The following is a 16,553-nucleotide window of genomic DNA, read 5'->3' as shown; positions in this document are numbered from 1 at the left end:
AAGCACGGACTCGAAACCCCTACCACACTTGGAAAAGGGGCTGGTAGAATACGATGGGCAACCACGAAAGGAAGCACTATGGACGAAGGCTCGGCAAGCGCCCACGACAGGCAGCGCACGCAGGGGGCGAGCGCCGTCGGCTACGGCATCATATGCGGCCTCACGTTCCCTCTCATGATCTCAAGCACATTTTTGCAGGAGATGAGCCTGTCCCACGGCGCAGGCGACGCGTTCGGAGCCCTGTTCTTCCTCGCGTACTCGCTCACAATGGCGCTCACCGCACTCACCTCGCTCGCACGTCCGTCCCGCCACACGCGGAGTCGCCGATTGCGCATGGCCGGAGCGTGCGCGGCGGTCTTCATCGGCAACCTCCTCATGCTGGGGCGCACGACCGGCGTCATCGAAGGCGGTTGGTCGTACGCGTTCTTGGCTTCCGGAGCCATTGGCTATGGACTGGCAACAACCGAATTAGGCTGGATGGCGCGTATCACGACATTCCACGAAAACGGTCAGCTTTCGCTCGCACGCACGGTCCCATTCGCCTTTCTGTGCGGAGGAGGCATAGCGGCGCTCATCTTCTACGCCTCGGGAGCGACCGAGATCCTGTTCGCCCTCGCCATTGTCATCGTCTCAGCGGTGCCGCTTATGCAGCGGCAAACGCTCGAGGAAACCGATGAGCGCACAGGCTTTTTGCGAGGCAGCGTGAGCGATTTCGTGAAAGCCGTGTCATACCTGGCGGTGTTCTCGTTTGCATTCGGCACGGTGAGCCAAGTCGCCACGAAAGCGGAGGGCGCCATGCCCATCGAAGCACAAGCGGTCGCAGGCATCCTGACGGCCGCCGTGGCCATGCTGGCGCACGCGGCACGGCGCAAAAAGGCCTTCGCGGCAAGCGACCTGTACAACATATTGTTCCCCGTCGTAGCGCTCGCGCTCGTGGCACTGCCGTTCATCACCTCTCCCGAGTTGCATGTGATAGCCACCACGCTGGTGTTCATGGCGTTTTATCTGACGGGGATGAACGCCCGCATCTCCGTGTGTCTGCTGGGCGAACGCGACCGCGCGTCCGTTTGGGTGTATCTGGGCGCAACGTTGGCGATTTCTGGATCGCTCATCTTGGCGGGAGTGCTGTTCGGCTCGTTCGTGTTGGCGCGGGAGGAGCCAGCTGGAGGACTTGCGCTCGTGTCGCTTGTGTCACTGTTCGTCCTGGCTCTCAGCCCGGTACTGACCGCGCGGATCGAGAGGCGCCGCGCACAATCCGCTTCGATGCCGAACGAGGAACGCGAACCCGCCGCCGCGTCGGCCCCGACCGACGCCACGACCGCTTCGATGAAACCCGTCGGCTCAACCCCAACCGTAGCACCCGTTTCGACCTCCGACATCCTCGCATTGCAAACCGGCTTGCTGCGCCGCTTTGCCGAGCATCACGGCCTCACTCCGCGCGAAGCGGACGTGCTCGTGCTTCTTGCCCAAGGCCGCACGCGCACCTACATCGCTGCAGAGTTGGATCTGTCGCCAAACACCGTTAAAGGATACATCCGTAACATCTACCAGAAAAGCGACGCAAAAGACAAGCAGGACCTTCTCGACCGCGTGGAATTGTTCGAGCGGCGAAGTCAATCATAACCCCAGTTCAACGTCAGAAATTAAGGCGTCGCACCGAGAAACCACCCAGAGTGGAGGGTCGCGCGAAAACGCCGAAACGCGCGCCCGTAAACCCCGCCCACCCACTTTGGGGCTGACGAACGCGCCGACTCTCACCGATGATGCCTCCCGTAGGCCGGGCCGCTCCGAAAGAGGGGTTGCGCTCAGCCAACCGCATTCCGTTTTCCGAAAGGGAGGAGACCACATGACCAATCAGGGGAACAAGCAAGCAGACAAGCACGCTGCGCGCCCCGAAAGTGCCGCGCGCCCGGGCCTGAGCCGCCGCGCCTTCGTGCTGGGCCTTGGCGCATCGGCCGCCTTCGTGGCCGGAGGAAGCCTCGCCGCATGCGCGCCGCAGACAAGCAAAGACGCGAGCGATACCTCCGCCACGGGCTCGAGCGCCGAAGAGCGAAGCGACGCGAACGGCGGCTCCTCCGCATCTGAGGAGGCTCCCGATACCATCCAGGCCGCAGCGGAGAAACCGGCCGACAAGCAGGAGGCCAAGGAAGCCGACCTCGTGGTAGTGGGCAGCGGCATCGCCGGCATGAGCGCGGCCGTGGAGGCCTCGCGTGCGGGCGCCAAGGTGATCGTACTTGAAAAGCACACCGTCACCGGCGGCGACTCGTCCATCTGCTCCGGCAACTTCTACTGCTGCGGATCGAAGAAGCAGGACGATCTGGGCTACACCGACTACGGCACGCCCGAGGAGGTCGCCCAGTTTTACTTCGACCAGTCCGACGGGGACGCCAACATGGACATCTGCCGCCTGGTGGCCGAGCACGGTGGCGAGGCCATGGATTGGCTCGTCGAGTTGGGCTGCGATTTCGACAAGAAGCCCGAGGAAGGCGCCACCGACCGCTCCATGCTGTCCACCACCGGCGGCAAAGGGCTGGTGGACAACCTCATCGCCGAGGCCGAGAAGAACGGCGTCGAGCTCATGATGGAGACACGCGCCGTCGAGGTGATCATGGACGGAAGAGCCGCGGCCGGCGTGAAGGCGCGCCAGGGTTCCACCGAGTACATCATCAACGCGAAAGCCGTCATGCTGGCGTGCGGCGGCTTCGACGGGCAGGATTGGTCGAAGGAGCTCTACGCTCCCGGCGCGGTGGGCTGGCACACGTTCTCAAGCCCCGGCAACACCGGCGACGGCATCGAGCTGGCTCGACAGGCGGGCGCGATGGTGCTGCTCAAAGGCGGCCTGTCGCAGATCCACCTGGTGGGCCATGATCCGCTGCCGCTCAACGACGAACTGAGCTCGCTGCGCATGGTGAGCACCGGCGTGTTCGTCACCGACCTGGGCTACCGCTGCGCAAACGAATCCATGACCAGCCAGTTCGACTACTTCACGCCCTTCGTGCAGAGCGGGCGCAAGAAGTTCTTCATCATCTGCGACTCGCAGCTTCCCGACAAGCGCCTGGAACTTGTCAAGAAAGGCGTGGAGAAGGGCGTCGTGAATACGGCAGACACCATCGAGGAACTCGCTGAGGAAGCGGGCCTGCCCAGCTATCCGCTCGCGAAAACCGTCGAGAGGTACAACGCCCTGTGCGAAGCCGGCGAGGACACCGATTTCCACAAGAAGCCCGAAGACCTGCAGGCGCTGACGCAGGCCCCCTTCTACGCCATTCAGATCACGCCGAACACGAACGACTCGTTCGGCGCGCTCGCCATCAGCACGAAAGCCGAAGTTCTTGACGAGAACCGCCAGCCCGTGCCCGGCCTGTACGCCGGCGGCACCCTTGGCAACGCCGAGCTGTTCTACCTGCGCTACGCGGTGAGCGGCGCGTCGCTGTGCATGGGCACCGTCACCGGTCGCATCGCCGCGCAGTCGGCACTCGAATCCGCTGGGCTGTAGGGCGGTCAGCCGGACACGCCTCGTGCGCCCCACGCCTCCTTGGACGCGTCTGGCACGAGCAAGTGGCCCGATCGGCCTTGCAAGCCCTATGCGCTCTTTCGCCCTGTTCGCTCAGAAGGGCCCCTCGCCGAAGGGCCCTTCTGCGTATGCGAAACCGCTTCAAACCCGCAATGCCGTCGGCGAGCTTTCGAGCACGCGGGCGACAACCATGCGAGCATGCGGCGCAAGCCAACCGCCGTGCGCCCAAGACCCTTCGGCGTCAATACAGCGAAGGACATCTTGCATGCAGGGGCAATCACGACCCTTTCAAAGCGTACCGTGTCTTGGGCGAGCAGCGAAGGGCTATCGCGCAGGCAAAAGCTCCCTGTCGCGCGCCTCGGCAAGGAACGATCGCTCCTGCGACGCGCTTTAAAAATGCCGCCGAATAGACGAGGCTTTGCTCGATTTTCATCCTCCTGGTTTAGAGCAACCCTTCTATCACCTGCAATTTTAAAATATTACCAGGAAAGTACCAGTATAAAATCAGGCACAATTATGCTAGAATGCGAGCATCCATCAACTCATCATGCGAGGCGCGGATCATGGCAGAGGAAACCATCCGAAGCAACAGCGAGGCAGCAAGATCGGCCGAATCGAGCATCTCCTCGGCATCGTATACGCTCGAGCTGAGCGCTGTTGAATTCGGCGTCTCCACCACGTTGACGGCCTCGGAACGCGCCTCCCGCATCCACGCCGCAACGGCATCGTCGATCGTACAGCTGCGGTCGTCGCTCGAGGCCGACGCAGCCCGCATCGGGCAAAGCGCGCAGCTGTTCGAAGAAGCTGACGCGCAGTCCGCACGAAATTTCGGATAGGAGGCGGCCATGGGACGTCGCATCGATCCGGCAGAACTTGACGCCCTTTCCGCTCGCTTGTGCGCGTCGTGCTCTTCGTGCCGGGAGCACTTTCCCCCAGCATCCTCGACCATCACGGCGCTCTGCGACAACCCGCACCTCGACAGCGCAGGATGGCGGTCGGCGAAACAGCAGATGAGCGATTACACGGTTGTCATGGCCGGCATCGAAGCCGTGCTCCTCTCCATTGAAAGCGACTGCGAAACCCTCGTCAGATCCGCAGGATTTGAGGTGCTTGACGAGAACGATCTGCTGTTCCAAATCGAGCAGCTCGAAGACCAGAAGCGCTATTGCCGCGACGCCATCGCCGACCTCTCGGAACGCATGCGCAACCCCCTGTGGAACGGCTTCGTCGGAGGCTGGACGAGCATAATGGTAGCGAACCTCAACCTTGCCATAGACAACTTCTCAGCAATGCAGGAAGTCCTGCGGCAGAAGATTGCCCGCATCGACGAGGTGGAGACGCGTACGGCTCTCCTGTTCACCGAAGCCGAAGGAGTGCTGACCAATGTGGCGCAGGGGCTTTCCTCGATCGCCGCCGCTTGGACGGGGTCGGGCTGGGCGCCCACCAAAGATCGCTCATGGGTCGAGGCGCTTGTCAAAGCGTATTGGACGCAGCGCAACCGCGCAACCTTGGAAGAGTACTTCGACCTCGATGAGAAAGGCCGCATCGTTGGCATCAAGAAGGAGGCGGCCGCAAAGACGGCAGAACTGCTTGCGCGGCTGGCGAAGTACCTCGACGACGCCGACGTGGGGGCACTCGAAGCGGATCTCACGCCGGAGGAGAAGTACGTCGTCGCGTATTTGATGATCATGTACGGCGATCAGGTGTTCCAAACTGAGAAAGACTTCGCCCGAACAGCGAAAAACGCCGCAGAAGATCACCTGGGCCTCTCGCTCGAAGGCATTATCAACGAGCTTTCGAAGGTGCTAGACGGCGAGTCCATCCCCTTTGTCAGCGACCTGCTCTCCTTCACCTTCCAAGACGGCAAGCTCACCTCGCTCGACCAGCCCACCAGCTTCCAGGCGCGCGGAGGCTTCAGCGACCTGTACGATTACGCAGCGAAGCTCGCCGGCATGAACATCGACACGGATACGACGGTGTTCGTGTACGGCGACAGGGAGTACCGCTTGCAGCGGTGGGATGGCGAGTATATGGCGGGACTTTTCTGCGGAGGGGAGATCGGCCTGTACGCCCGCCCCCTCAGCGAGGCGCAGGCGCGCCCGTACCATGCGAAGGACCTCGAGGAGTACGCGTCCCGCGTGGACTCGCTCACCGCAAGCGAGGTGGACAACCTCTTCATCAACTACGACTCGCTGTTCTCCGAAGAGGATCAGATACGCATGGTGATGAGAATTCGCGACAAGAGCGGCAACGTGATCTTGGAGAACGATACCGCAGATTATGCGAAAAACGGAACGCATTACTGGAACTACGCCGCGGTTTCGAAAGATAAAAACTACCTGAAAGAGGATCTTCGCGTCGAGGGTGAACTGTTCATCGAGGACGACGGTCTGCGCGATGCCATGAAAGAGGCCTTGATCGATGACGGCATCAAGGTCTCCGAAAGCGGAGATGCGCTCACGGTAGAATGGGAGCAATCATGAGCCGGCGCGCGGCGGTGGCGGCGCTCGCGCTCGCGGCGGCGGTGGCGACGGGAGGGTGCAGGATGAACGAAGAGGGCGAGCTCGTGATGCCGGTGCCGACGCCGGAGGAGATGAAGCAAACGCACATCGACTCCCTGACCGTGAGGTCGGAGGAGGAGGCGCGCGAGGCGCTCGACCAGGGGCTGCGCGAGCGCTACGGAGAGGAGTTCGCCCTCGTCGGCGACGGGCCGCGCGCGGTCGACTGGCTCTACGACGGGGAGGTCCCATTCGTCTTCCTCGCCGAGTACGCCCCCGCCTCCGACCCTTCCAAGGTGTTCAGGGCCGACGTGAGCGCGCGGGGAGACGTCCAGGACGACTACGCGCAGTACCTGTTCAAGGACGAGGTCGAGCGGCGCTGCGGAGAGGCGATCGCGGGGTCGGGCTTCCAGGGCTCCTTCGAGGCGGAGCTCGCGCCGCTGCGGGAGGCGCGCGTGTGGCGGGAGGGCGACTCCCTCGAGGAGTACATGGGGGGCACAAGCCTCCTCGACCCCTGGGTGGACGTCTCGCTCTACCCGGCGGGCGGATCGGAGGAGGAGCAGGCCGCCGAGGTCAAGAAGGCCCTCGACTCGCTCTACGACGTGGGGTTCTGGATGGACGTCCGCGCCTACGACCCCTCCCAGAGCGAGTGGGAGCTTTTCATCTACCGGTTCGAGGCGCACACCGAGCACCGCCTGAGCGAGGAGCGGGTTATCGACAAGATCAGAGGGGAGAAGCGGTCCTGGCCCAGACGGGACGAGCTCGCCGCCGAGGGCGCCGCAGAGGAGGAGGCCGCCGGTTCCGGGGAGGTGCCGGAGGGATGAGCCGGCGCGCGGCGGTGGCGGCGTTCGCGCTCGCGGCGGCGGTGGCGACGGGAGGGTGCAGGATGAACGAAGAGGGCGAGCTCGCGATGCCGGTGCCGACGCCGGAGGACAAGCCCTTCTAGAATCATCCCTGCGAAGCAAAAAGGAAGCGAGAGACATGGAGCACCTTTCTCCAGCCTATGCGGCAGAACGCGAACGCCTCGATAAGCGAATCGCCGAGCTGCAACGCAAACGCGAAGACATCACCGCCCTGCAAAAGGACATCGTCGATATCGGAGAAACCCTCGAATGGGGTCTCAGACGCATGAGACGAGCCATCGATGAAGTGGCCGAGCGATGGCCCGCCGACCCCTCCTTAAACGCACGGGCGATCGCAGGACACGACAGCGTCGGCTTGCTTTCAGAACAGGTCAATGGGATTTTACTCGAAGAACCCGAGGAATTCGCCCGTCAGTTACGCGCACTTGAGCAGGAAGAGAACGAGTGCCATGCCGAACGCATAGCGTTGGAACGCCGCCGACAGGAATCCGAGAACTCGACATCAAACTCCCAGCGCAACGACATGCGTTGGTAGGCATTGGCGGCAATGCAAGACAAACGGACGGACGCTCCGGCCTCTCTCGCAGTCCGGTTCGACGGAAAATGCCGGAAACCTAGCGCTGTCCCTGTTCGACCCCCTTCGAAAGAGCGACGGGCAGAGATCTGCACGAAGACAGGCGGATGTACGTCAGCAGAGCTAGGCGCGAAAAGCGTGATCCGTGGCAGGAAATGATGGAAAACCGCGTTCGCGCACACCGACTTTCGCCCAAATGAAAACAAGCCAATGCGCTGAATAGGTAAAACGACGAGCCACGCCGCCCCCATGCCGAAGCCCCTTCTGAAGGGCGGTTTTCCGTCATTTTCCGCCACGAAAAGCAGCCCGTGCGCTAAGAGTTGTCAGGCCCGCGCTCGCACACCCGCCAAACCGCCAGCGACCCATGCCCGGCCAGCCCACCGCGCGCGGCAACGCTGGCACCGCGCACGGCCCCTTCGCCCAACGAAGGCCTTCCGCCGGTCCTAGCCTCGAAGGGGCTGGCCAAGGTCGAACGGACGAGGACCCGTGTCGATCTTGACTCAGCATGGGCAAGCTTGCCCGCTCTAAGGTCAGCGAGGGCACCGGGCACGACCGCGCGACCGGGCACCATGGCAGCCCGGCAGGTGACGGGATTGGCAGCGCCCCCGCCCCTTCGCCGCGCTCTACTTCACCACGAGAACGGGAATCTTCGAGGCATGCAGTAGCTTATGGCTCACGCTGCCCAAGTACTCCTTGAAACCGCTCAGACCACGGTTGCCCACCACCACCAAATCGTAGTCGCGTTGATCGATGAGCTTGATGATCTCGGTTGCGGGGTTCGTGCCCGTCAGAAGCAGCGAGTCGGTGCGCTCGGCCACAGGCCCCAAGTCTTTGGCAGCGTTGGCCAGAAGGTCCTCACCGTCGGAAATCATCATGTCAAGGATCTCCTTGAAGCTGGTCATCTGGCTTTCATCGAGCAGCGGGATGGGAACCACGTACACGATGTCCATGCGGGCGTCAGGGTTCGGTTCGATCAGACCAGCCGCCATTTCGAGCGCACGCTTCGCGCCCTCGGATTCGTCGAACGCAACGAGCAGCTTGTTCACAGCCATTCTCTGCCTCCTTGTCGACCGAGGCGGGCGGGACCGCACCGCCTCAATGCAAATCTAGCACCTGCGCACTTCGATTTCGCATCTTTAGTATAGGACTTTTGAAGGCGGCTGGCCACGGAGGAAACGAAAAGCGGCGAGCACGTTGCCCAACCTATGCCCATCCTGTTGATTCTCGCAGATCGCGGCGAAGGTCCTTTTACCGCTGAAACACGCGTCGTATGACTTGCGCGCATCCTTCTAGACGCGAGCGGGCAACTGCGTCACCCGCAAAAGACCAACCCCTCTCAACCACGCCGTCGAAAAAAAGCGAACCGCGTGCGCCTTCGCGAAAGGGGCGAGAGCAGGTTCTTCGGCAACGTTTTTCCCACGGATCCCTTACCGCTACAGCGCGGTTTTCGTACGCAGACGCACCCGTTCATGCTTCCTCCTACCATGATACGCGGCGTTCGCACCTCGATGCGAACGTCACCCCCCCCCCAAGCGGAAGGACGAACCCATGGAGCATTACGATGCGGCTGTCATCGGATTCGGAACGGCCGGACGAGCGCTCGGCGCAGCGCTTGCCGACGCAGGGCAGAAGGTTGCCGTCGTCGAACGTTCCGATGCTATGTTCGGCGGCGCCTGCGTGAACAACGCCTGCATCCCCACGAAAGCCCTCGTTCAATCGGCGCGCCTATCTGCGGCCGAGGGCGGCTCGATCATACAGCAAGAGCAGCGCTACGAAGCGGCAGTCGAGCGTATGGACCGCATGCGCGCAAAGGCACGCGAACGCAACTACCGCTCGCTTGCCGACCGCGACACCGTGAGCATCGTCATGGGGCACGCCTCGTTTTCAGGGCCGCGTCAACTTGTCGTCGCCGCAGACGGCGGAAAGCGCCGGATTTCAGCCGATCGCATGTTCATCGACAGCGGCTCGGTGCCGAGGCTGCCATCCATCCCCGGCATCGACAGCCCCCGCGTCTACGTGAGCAGCTCGCTCATCGAGGTACGGACGTTGCCACGTCAGCTGATCATCGTCGGCGGAGGGTTCGTCGGACTTGAGTTCGCCTCAATGTACGCCGATTTCGGCGCGCAAGTGACCGTGCTGCAGCACGGACCATCCGTCCTCGAGGACGAGGACGAGCAGACGTCGAGCGCTGTGCGCGCCAGCCTAGAAGAGCGCGACATCGAGATCATCTGCAATGCGGAGGTCGAGCGCATCGACGACGAACATGATCGCGTACTCGTGCACGCGCGCATCAACGGACAGGACGGCGAACGCGATGCGGGCACCCGCCGCGAATTGCTCCTCCCCGCTCACGCGGTGCTCATCGCCATTGGGCGCACACCGAACACAGACGACCTCAACCTGGAGGCCGCCGGTATCGCACGCAGCGAGCATGGCGGCATCGTGGTGGACGAGCATCTGCGCACGAGCGCGCCTAACGTGTGGGCCATGGGCGATTGCACTGGAGGCATGCAGTTCACCTACGTCGCCTACGACGATTTCCGCATCGTGCGCGACGACGTGCTGGGCGACGGCGCGCGAACCACCGAGAACCGCGGCGCCATTCCCCGCTGCACGTTCGTCCATCCTCCCTTCGCCCGCATCGGCATGACCGCCCGCGAGGCTCATGACGCCGGGTTCTCCGTGCGCACAGCCACGCTGCCCTCGAAAAGCATCTCGCAAGCGAGCATCTTGCAAGAGGAAACGGGCCTGATGAAGGCTGTGGTCGATGCGCGATCCGACCTCGTGTTGGGCATGGACTTGTTCTGCGAAGACGCCCAGGAGCTGGTCAATCTCGTAAAGATCGTCATGGACGCGCGCATGCCCGCGACCGCGCTGCGCGACGCGGTGTTCACGCATCCCTCCATGACCGAGGCGTTCAACAACCTGTTCGCCGCCCTGGGCGATCCTTCGTAACGACCCGGGAGAACCCGCCGCGCCACCTCGCGCGGACGGCAAACGCCCTTTCGGCGTTTGCGTCGGGCGCAAAGCCCGTTTCGAAGCATTGACGCAGAACTCTTCGCGAGAGCGCGGAAACGTCGAAAACGACGCGAAGGATATTAAAGGCTAAGGAGGAAAAGAACATGAGCATCGAAGCCTATTGCATGAAGTGCAAGGAGAGGAAGACGATGAAAGACCCCGTCGAGGGCACGACGAAGAACGGCAAGCCCATCACGAAGGGCTCGTGCCCCGATTGCGGAAGCACGATCTGCAGGATCGGCACCATCCAATAACCTCAACGGCGGAGGAGGAAGCCTGCGCCTGGGACGTCGTCTCCGAAAGAACGCAGGACGACGGAGCTCGGCACGCTCGTGCGGCCCGGCCGCGAAAAGTCTCCGAGACGGACGCGCTCGCGAAGCCGACACGCGGTTTCGGCCCGACGCCTCCGGCAGCAGAGCCCTCCCTGAAAGCATCGTCGCGCCATTGCAAAAGAGGGTCCACGGGCGGCCCCTCGAACCTTTCGAGCATCCTCGGCATCGGCGCGCCCTTGAATCGGCAGCATCTGCCGAACAACGTTGAGTCCGCGTGCCGTCCTGACGCACGAGCGAGCCGCTTTGCGGTCCCCCCCCCAAGGTCGGCAGGAGCCTTCGAACCGCCCGCACCTTCATGGATCGCTCTTCGACGACCGCCGACAAGCCGTCGCGACAGGGCACGGAAAAGAACGTTTGACCCGCTTGGCAGTCGGAGCGTCCGCATCGAAGACCTCCGCCGATCATCTCGCCATCTTCGAAATCCCACCGATCCCGCCGTACGCCACTCCGGCAACGCGCCCTTCGCGCATCCTTTCGACGAGCAACGGTCAAACGCCAATGCGTATTCGCAGTTCAACCACGCCTTTCGCAACCTCGCGCCGCAGGCGCCCTCACGGAGAAACGATGCAGCCCGCCGTGCCCGCATTGCGGGCGTGCTATGCTAAGAAGTCGCGGGCAAACGCGAGGACGGAGGACGACGAAACGCATGGGATCGCCAGTGTTTCCCAACAAAGCGACGCACGAGGGGGTGCGGCGCATCGGCATGCCGCGCGCGCTCCTGTTCTATCGGTACGGCTCTCTGTGGACGGCGTTCTTCGAATCGCTCGGATGCGAAGTGGTGCTGAGCGAGCCCACCGACAAAGGCACGGTTGCACGGGGCGACGCGCTCTCAAACGACGAGTGCTGTCTCGCCTCGAAAGCGTACCTGGGGCACGTAGCAGCGCTTCTGGAGTCAGGCGCATGCGACGCGGTGTTCGTGCCGAGCATCGCCAACGTGGGGCTGCATCGCGGATTCTGCACGAAGTTCCAAGCACTGCCCGACCTTGTCGCCAACACGTTTGCCGACAAGCATGTGCGCGTGCTGTCGTGCTTGGTGAACGAGCGGGAAGAGAAAACGGGCATGAAGGAGGCCCTCATCGGCGTCGCCTCGCAACTCGGCATCGGTCCACGTGAAGCGAAGCGCGCTTGGAAAGCGGCAGCCCACGCGCAAACGCAAGCCGAGCGCTTCGCAGTGGCACGCCAGATGAGGGCGCTCACCACGCTCGAACGCGCCCGCGAAGCCGCCCACATCGGCAGATCCACGACCTCGACATCGCACAATGCAGAAGGCGAGGCCGGCGCAGCACGGGCGAACGGCCCAACCGCCATGATCGGCGGAGGCGGGGCAGGTCCGCGCATGGCCGCCGCCGCCAACGCGCGCGCAGCGTTTAACAAAGGTCGCGTCCGTGCGTCGAAAGAGCCCTTGGGCATCCTGCTTGCCGCCCATCCTTACGTGGCGCACGACCCGTATCTGGGCGGCGCCCTCGTCGACCTGCTCGAGCGAATGGGCGCCACCGTCCTGTTCACCGACGAAACGGATCGCAAACGTGCCCTGCAAGCCAGCTTCGGCTTTTCAAACACGCTGCCATGGATCGTGAACCGCGAGCTGGTGGGCTCGCTCATGCTTCTGCACGAGCGTGTGGACGGGATCGTGCTCGTGAGCGCCTTCCCCTGCGGCCCCGACTCGATGACCGACGACGCCATCGTGCGCTGCATCCAGGGAAAGCCCATCCTGAATCTCACCATAGACGCGCAAAGCGGCACAGCCGGACTGGAAACGCGTGTGGAAAGCTTCGTTGACATCCTGCGCTACCAGAGGAAAGGGGGCTATGTCCATGCCGCAGACGACTGACCGCATGCCCGAGCCCGCATCAAACCGCACGCCGAGCCCCGCAACCGCCCACACTGCCGAACCAGAACCTATCTCCGCTTCCGGCCGTGCGGCAGAGCACCCCCGAGAGCGCGTGGACCCCCTGCGCACCGTCGGCGATGCGCGTAGCACCGACGAGGTGCGCGGCGCCCGCGTGGTGCTGGGAGACGGCGGACGAGGCCCGTTCAAGCTGCTGCCGTCACGACCCCGGCGGGAGCGGTCGGCCAAGCGCGACCGCCACGCCCGTACGCGCGTGGCGTTCTTCCGCTACAGCTACTACGACATCGCGTTCAAGTTCTTCGTAGAGCACGTGTTGGACGCCGACTTCGTCGCACTGCCGAAACCCACGCGACGCACCATCGAGCTGGGATCGCGCCACTCAAGCGACATGGTGTGCGCACCCTTCAAGCACATCTTGGGCGATTACATCGAGGCGCTCGAGCTGGGCGCTGACGTTCTCGTTCAATTCGCGGGCCCGTGCCGTTTGGGCTATTACGGCGAGCTGCAGGAGTCCATCCTGCGCGACATGGGCTACGAGTTCGAGATGCTGAACTTCGCTACGGTGACGGGCAAGCCACTGACCGAGTACATCTCGATCTGCAAGAAGAAGGTGAACCCGAACGTGTCGGTTCCGCATGGCGCTCGCAACATGCTGGCCGTGTTCAAAATGATCGAATGCCTGGACGAGGCGAACGACTTCTATCTGGCAAACGCCGGATTCGAAGTTGAGCCGGGATCGTTCGAGCGCGCACGCGAGGCTTACTTCGCCGACATGCGCGAGGCTACCTGCGAGCGCGACATCGCCGAAGCGCAGCGCCGAGGACTCGATGCGCTGCGAGCGCTGCCGGTGCGCAAACCCGCGCAGCCCGTCCGCGTGGGCATTGTGGGCGAGTACTTCACCGCAGCCGACCCCACCAGCAACCTCGATCTCGAGCGCAAGCTGCTGGCAATGGGCGTGGAACTGCACCGATCGCTCACCATGACGAACCGCAACCTGCGCCACAACGAGCGCAACCTGCGCGCCAGCATCGCCGACTACGTGACCTACAACATGGGGCCCACGTCAAGCCTCACCATCGCCTCTGCGCTACGCTACGCGCAGGAGGGATTCGACGGCGTAGTGCACGTGAAATCGTCGGGCTGCACGCCCGAGGTGGACTGCGTGCCGGTGTTGCAGCGCATCGGCCGCGACACGGGCATGCCCTTGCTCTACCTCAGCTACGATTCGCAGACCAGCGACACCGGCCTGGACACGCGCCTCGAAGCGTTCTACGACATGCTGGCCATGAAGAAGGAGAAGACGAGATGACAGAGCAGAGGACGGCTCGTCCGGACAACGACCTCGGTGGGAACGGAATCGACGCCCAAGACCGCTGCGAAAGCCCGTCGCCAAGTACGTCGGCAACGAACTCGAAAACCGCTCCGGCGCCCGACCAGGCTCGAATCAAGGAAGGGCCGGCTCCGCAGGACACCCCGCCAAAACGCCCCGTATCATCGAGCGCCTCGTCCCCTTCGACAAGGAAAGCGGATTGCTATTTGGGCATCGACATCGGCTCCATCTCCACGAAGGGCGTGATCATCGACGCCGGACGGAACATCATCGCGCGCACGTACCTGTGGACCGAGGGCAACCCCGCCGACGCCGCGCGCCGCGTGGTAACCGACCTGGGATCGCAGGTGGACCGCGACGCCGTGCACGTGCGCGCCGTGGGAACCACGGGCAGCGCACGGCGGCTGGTGGGCGCCATGTGCGGCGCCACCGTGGTGAAGAACGAGATCACGGCGCATGCCGTGGGCACGACGTTTTTGCATCCCGACGTGCGCACCATCTTGGAGATCGGCGGACAGGACTCCAAGATCATCTGCGTGGAGAACGGCATCGCCGTGGACTACGCCATGAACACGCTGTGCGCCGCGGGCACGGGCGCGTTCCTGTCGAGCCAGGCGCACCGGCTGGGCGTGGAGGTGGAGGAGTTCGGCGAAATAGCGCTGACCTCGAAGAAGCCGGCGAACATCGCGGCGCGCTGCACCGTGTTCGCCGAGAGCGACCTCGTGCACAAGATCCAGGTGGGCTACGCCCGCGAGGACATCATCGCGGGCCTGTGCCGCGCCGTGGCCACGAATTACCTGAACAACGTGGGCAAAGGCAAGCAGATCGTCGCGCCTGTGGTGTTCCAGGGCGGCGTGAGCAAGAACGCCGGCGTGGTGCAGGCGTTCCGCGACGAGCTGGGGATGGACGTTCTGGTGGATGCCGACGGGCATCTCATGGGCGCGTTCGGCGTGGCGCTCCTGGCGGTAGAGGCCGCATCGCGCGAGGGCGCCGGCCAAGCGACGTTCAACTTCGACGCGCTGCGTTCCTTTGAGTTCGCCACCCGCGAAGTGGAGTGCCAGAAGTGCGCGAACCACTGCGAGATCATCTGCGTCTACCGCGACGGCACTATCATCGACTCCTGGGGCAACCGCTGCGAGAAAGGCGCCGTGAGGACCGAGGCGTGAGGCCGGTCTTCTAACGTTTCCTGACAAGAGAGATCAGATCCTGCTTGCTGTGTATCCCGAGCTTTTGATACACGCGGTTAATGTGGCTTTTTACCGTTGCGTCCGAAATGACCAGCTCTTCTTGAATGAACGAGCGGCTTCTGCCCTGGGCGAGCAGCTTGAACACCTCAGTTTCACGCGGGGAGAGGCCGTGCTCTGCGGCGATGCGCCCGCAAAGGTCCTCCAAACCATCCACGTCGAACGTCTTGAGCGACGACTCGCGCATCTTCCAAAGCAGCATGAGCGCGATGACGATAACCCCGTACATGGCGGCACCGACGATCATGCGCCCTAAGCCGGAAAATCCCTGAAGAGCCAAGCCGAACACAAGCGCCGCGAAGCTCATCACCAGCTCCGAGACGGCAGCCGAACGCACCGGCGGCCAATCGAGCGCGCGGATGGCCGCAACAGCGATGAGCCAGAATAGGAAGTGGGAGAACAGCTCAACCGCCGTCATAAGCGAATCGATGACCACAGTCGCAACCCCGAGGGCCGCGAGGGTCTGCTCGTCGAGAAACAAAAAGCATGCGAGAAGCACGAGGAGGGCCCGGACGAATTGTCCGACGATCCCCTCCTCCTGGCAGCGGGAAAACGCGAAATAGACGAAAGCGGCAAAGAGAATCGACGCCGGAAGACTAGAGGCGATGCTTGCACCGTCGATGACGTTGGCGCTACCCCAAAAGCCTAGATTGCTGAGCGCCCGCGCCACGGCATTCAGCACGGGATACATGATCAGAAAAGCGATCATGGTGGTCCGGTCGACGCGCGGAACGCCGCTCGGCTGCGACGAGGACGCACCCGCAACAGCCCGGCCTCCCACAATGGAGAGAAGTGCCCCGATGCCCACCGGCATCAGCGCATCGACAGCCACCTGGGCAACGGCATCGTAGGAACCCAAGATCGCAACGACGACGGTCTTGATGATGCGACTCGCCGCAAGAATCCAGACGATGTCGACGAAGCGCCCCACACGTGCCGCCTCGCAGAGGAACCTCATTTCGAGCCAGCCGTAGCAAACACCGGTCAACAAAACCGCGCCCATGCCCATGCCTGCACCTGCACTACCAAAAACAGAGAAGCTCGCCGCGTACGCGAGCGTTCCGGCGACTGCCAGAAGGGGAACGACGACCCCGAGCACACGGACAGCCCTCTCGACCTTTTGAGGAACCAGAACCATGAGCCCGCAGCAAAAAACCAGCGAAAGCGACCAGAAAACCCGGCTGTTCGTGAAAACGTCTTGAACGAGCTGACTCGCCGATGCCATCGCCGAGCAATGACCCAGCATGTCGCACCACACATCGAGCAGGGCAAGGCCCAGCACAAGAAAGACCGCCGTCGGCCATCCGGCCAATCCGTGCCCCGTATCGCGCGGA

At 63.2% G+C, this 16,553-nt stretch carries 14 protein-coding genes; 12 read left to right on the top strand and 2 right to left on the bottom strand.

All coding sequences use genetic code 11. The features are described from left to right. Positions 1–78 precede the first annotated feature (78 nt). From B5F40_RS00850 to B5F40_RS00825, 7 genes are all read left to right on the top strand, one after another. The gene (locus B5F40_RS00850) at positions 79–1,623 is read left to right on the top strand and encodes a helix-turn-helix transcriptional regulator (RefSeq protein WP_087192482.1); all 1,545 of its coding nucleotides are present in this window, start codon (positions 79–81) and stop codon (positions 1,621–1,623) included. Positions 1,624–1,846: 223 nt separating this feature from the next. Then, positions 1,847–3,493, top strand: coding sequence for an FAD-dependent oxidoreductase (locus B5F40_RS00845; RefSeq protein ID WP_087192481.1), 1,647 nt, complete (start codon positions 1,847–1,849; stop codon positions 3,491–3,493). Between the two features lie 581 nt (positions 3,494–4,074). Further along, entirely contained in the window at positions 4,075–4,347 is a 273-nt protein-coding gene (locus B5F40_RS00840) for a TIGR04197 family type VII secretion effector (RefSeq protein ID WP_162610834.1), read from the top strand. Positions 4,348–4,356: 9 nt separating this feature from the next. Next, the gene (locus B5F40_RS00835; protein WP_087192479.1) at positions 4,357–5,994 is read left to right on the top strand and encodes a DUF4474 domain-containing protein; all 1,638 of its coding nucleotides are present in this window, start codon (positions 4,357–4,359) and stop codon (positions 5,992–5,994) included. Beyond that, entirely contained in the window at positions 5,991–6,833 is an 843-nt protein-coding gene (locus B5F40_RS00830; RefSeq protein WP_087192478.1) for a hypothetical protein, read from the top strand. The genes B5F40_RS00835 and B5F40_RS00830 overlap by 4 nt, the downstream gene beginning before the upstream one ends. Beyond that, positions 6,830–6,955: a hypothetical protein gene (locus B5F40_RS16785; RefSeq protein ID WP_255396397.1), complete on the top strand. Its 126-nt coding sequence runs from the start codon at positions 6,830–6,832 to the stop codon at positions 6,953–6,955. The genes B5F40_RS00830 and B5F40_RS16785 overlap by 4 nt, the downstream gene beginning before the upstream one ends. A 35-nt stretch (positions 6,956–6,990) precedes the next feature. After that, positions 6,991–7,407 carry a DUF3958 family protein gene (locus B5F40_RS00825; RefSeq protein WP_087192477.1) on the top strand — a complete coding sequence of 139 codons (417 nt, stop codon included), beginning with the start codon at positions 6,991–6,993 and terminating at the stop codon, positions 7,405–7,407. 662 nt (positions 7,408–8,069) lie between these two features. Here the strand turns inward: B5F40_RS00825 and B5F40_RS00820 are convergent. After that, positions 8,070–8,498 (bottom strand): universal stress protein, encoded by a 429-nt coding sequence (locus tag B5F40_RS00820; protein ID WP_087192476.1) that lies wholly within the window; start codon positions 8,496–8,498, stop codon positions 8,070–8,072. A 496-nt stretch (positions 8,499–8,994) separates the two neighbouring features. On the opposite strand from B5F40_RS00820, the gene B5F40_RS00815 reads away from it, so the two are divergent. From B5F40_RS00815 to B5F40_RS00800, 5 genes are all read left to right on the top strand, one after another. Further along, the gene (locus B5F40_RS00815) at positions 8,995–10,401 is read left to right on the top strand and encodes an FAD-dependent oxidoreductase (RefSeq protein ID WP_087192475.1); all 1,407 of its coding nucleotides are present in this window, start codon (positions 8,995–8,997) and stop codon (positions 10,399–10,401) included. 167 nt (positions 10,402–10,568) lie between these two features. Then, positions 10,569–10,718, top strand: a complete 150-nt coding sequence (locus tag B5F40_RS16380) for a DUF5679 domain-containing protein (RefSeq protein WP_204217282.1) — start codon at positions 10,569–10,571, stop codon at positions 10,716–10,718. A gap of 724 nt (positions 10,719–11,442) precedes the next feature. Continuing rightward, a complete protein-coding gene (locus B5F40_RS00810) occupies positions 11,443–12,627 on the top strand; it encodes an acyl-CoA dehydratase activase-related protein (RefSeq protein ID WP_087192474.1) in 1,185 nt (394 codons plus the stop codon). Continuing rightward, on the top strand, positions 12,611–13,954 hold the full coding sequence (locus B5F40_RS00805) for a hypothetical protein (RefSeq protein WP_239442825.1): 1,344 nt from the start codon (positions 12,611–12,613) through the stop codon (positions 13,952–13,954). Before B5F40_RS00810 ends, B5F40_RS00805 begins: the two co-directional genes overlap by 17 nt. Before the next feature lie 227 nt (positions 13,955–14,181). Continuing rightward, positions 14,182–15,141: an acyl-CoA dehydratase activase gene (locus tag B5F40_RS00800; protein ID WP_087192473.1), complete on the top strand. Its 960-nt coding sequence runs from the start codon at positions 14,182–14,184 to the stop codon at positions 15,139–15,141. 10 nt (positions 15,142–15,151) lie between these two features. Here B5F40_RS00800 and B5F40_RS00795 read toward each other — a convergent pair whose 3' ends face one another. Beyond that, positions 15,152–16,318 (bottom strand): helix-turn-helix transcriptional regulator, encoded by a 1,167-nt coding sequence (locus B5F40_RS00795; RefSeq protein WP_162610833.1) that lies wholly within the window; start codon positions 16,316–16,318, stop codon positions 15,152–15,154. Between the last annotated feature and the right edge of the window lie 235 nt (positions 16,319–16,553).

This window comes from Gordonibacter sp. An230 (genome assembly GCF_002159915.1).
GTDB lineage: Bacteria > Actinomycetota > Coriobacteriia > Coriobacteriales > Eggerthellaceae > Rubneribacter.
The sequence above is the reverse complement of the archived record's forward strand: the minus strand, read 5'-3'. Positions and strand labels throughout refer to the sequence as shown.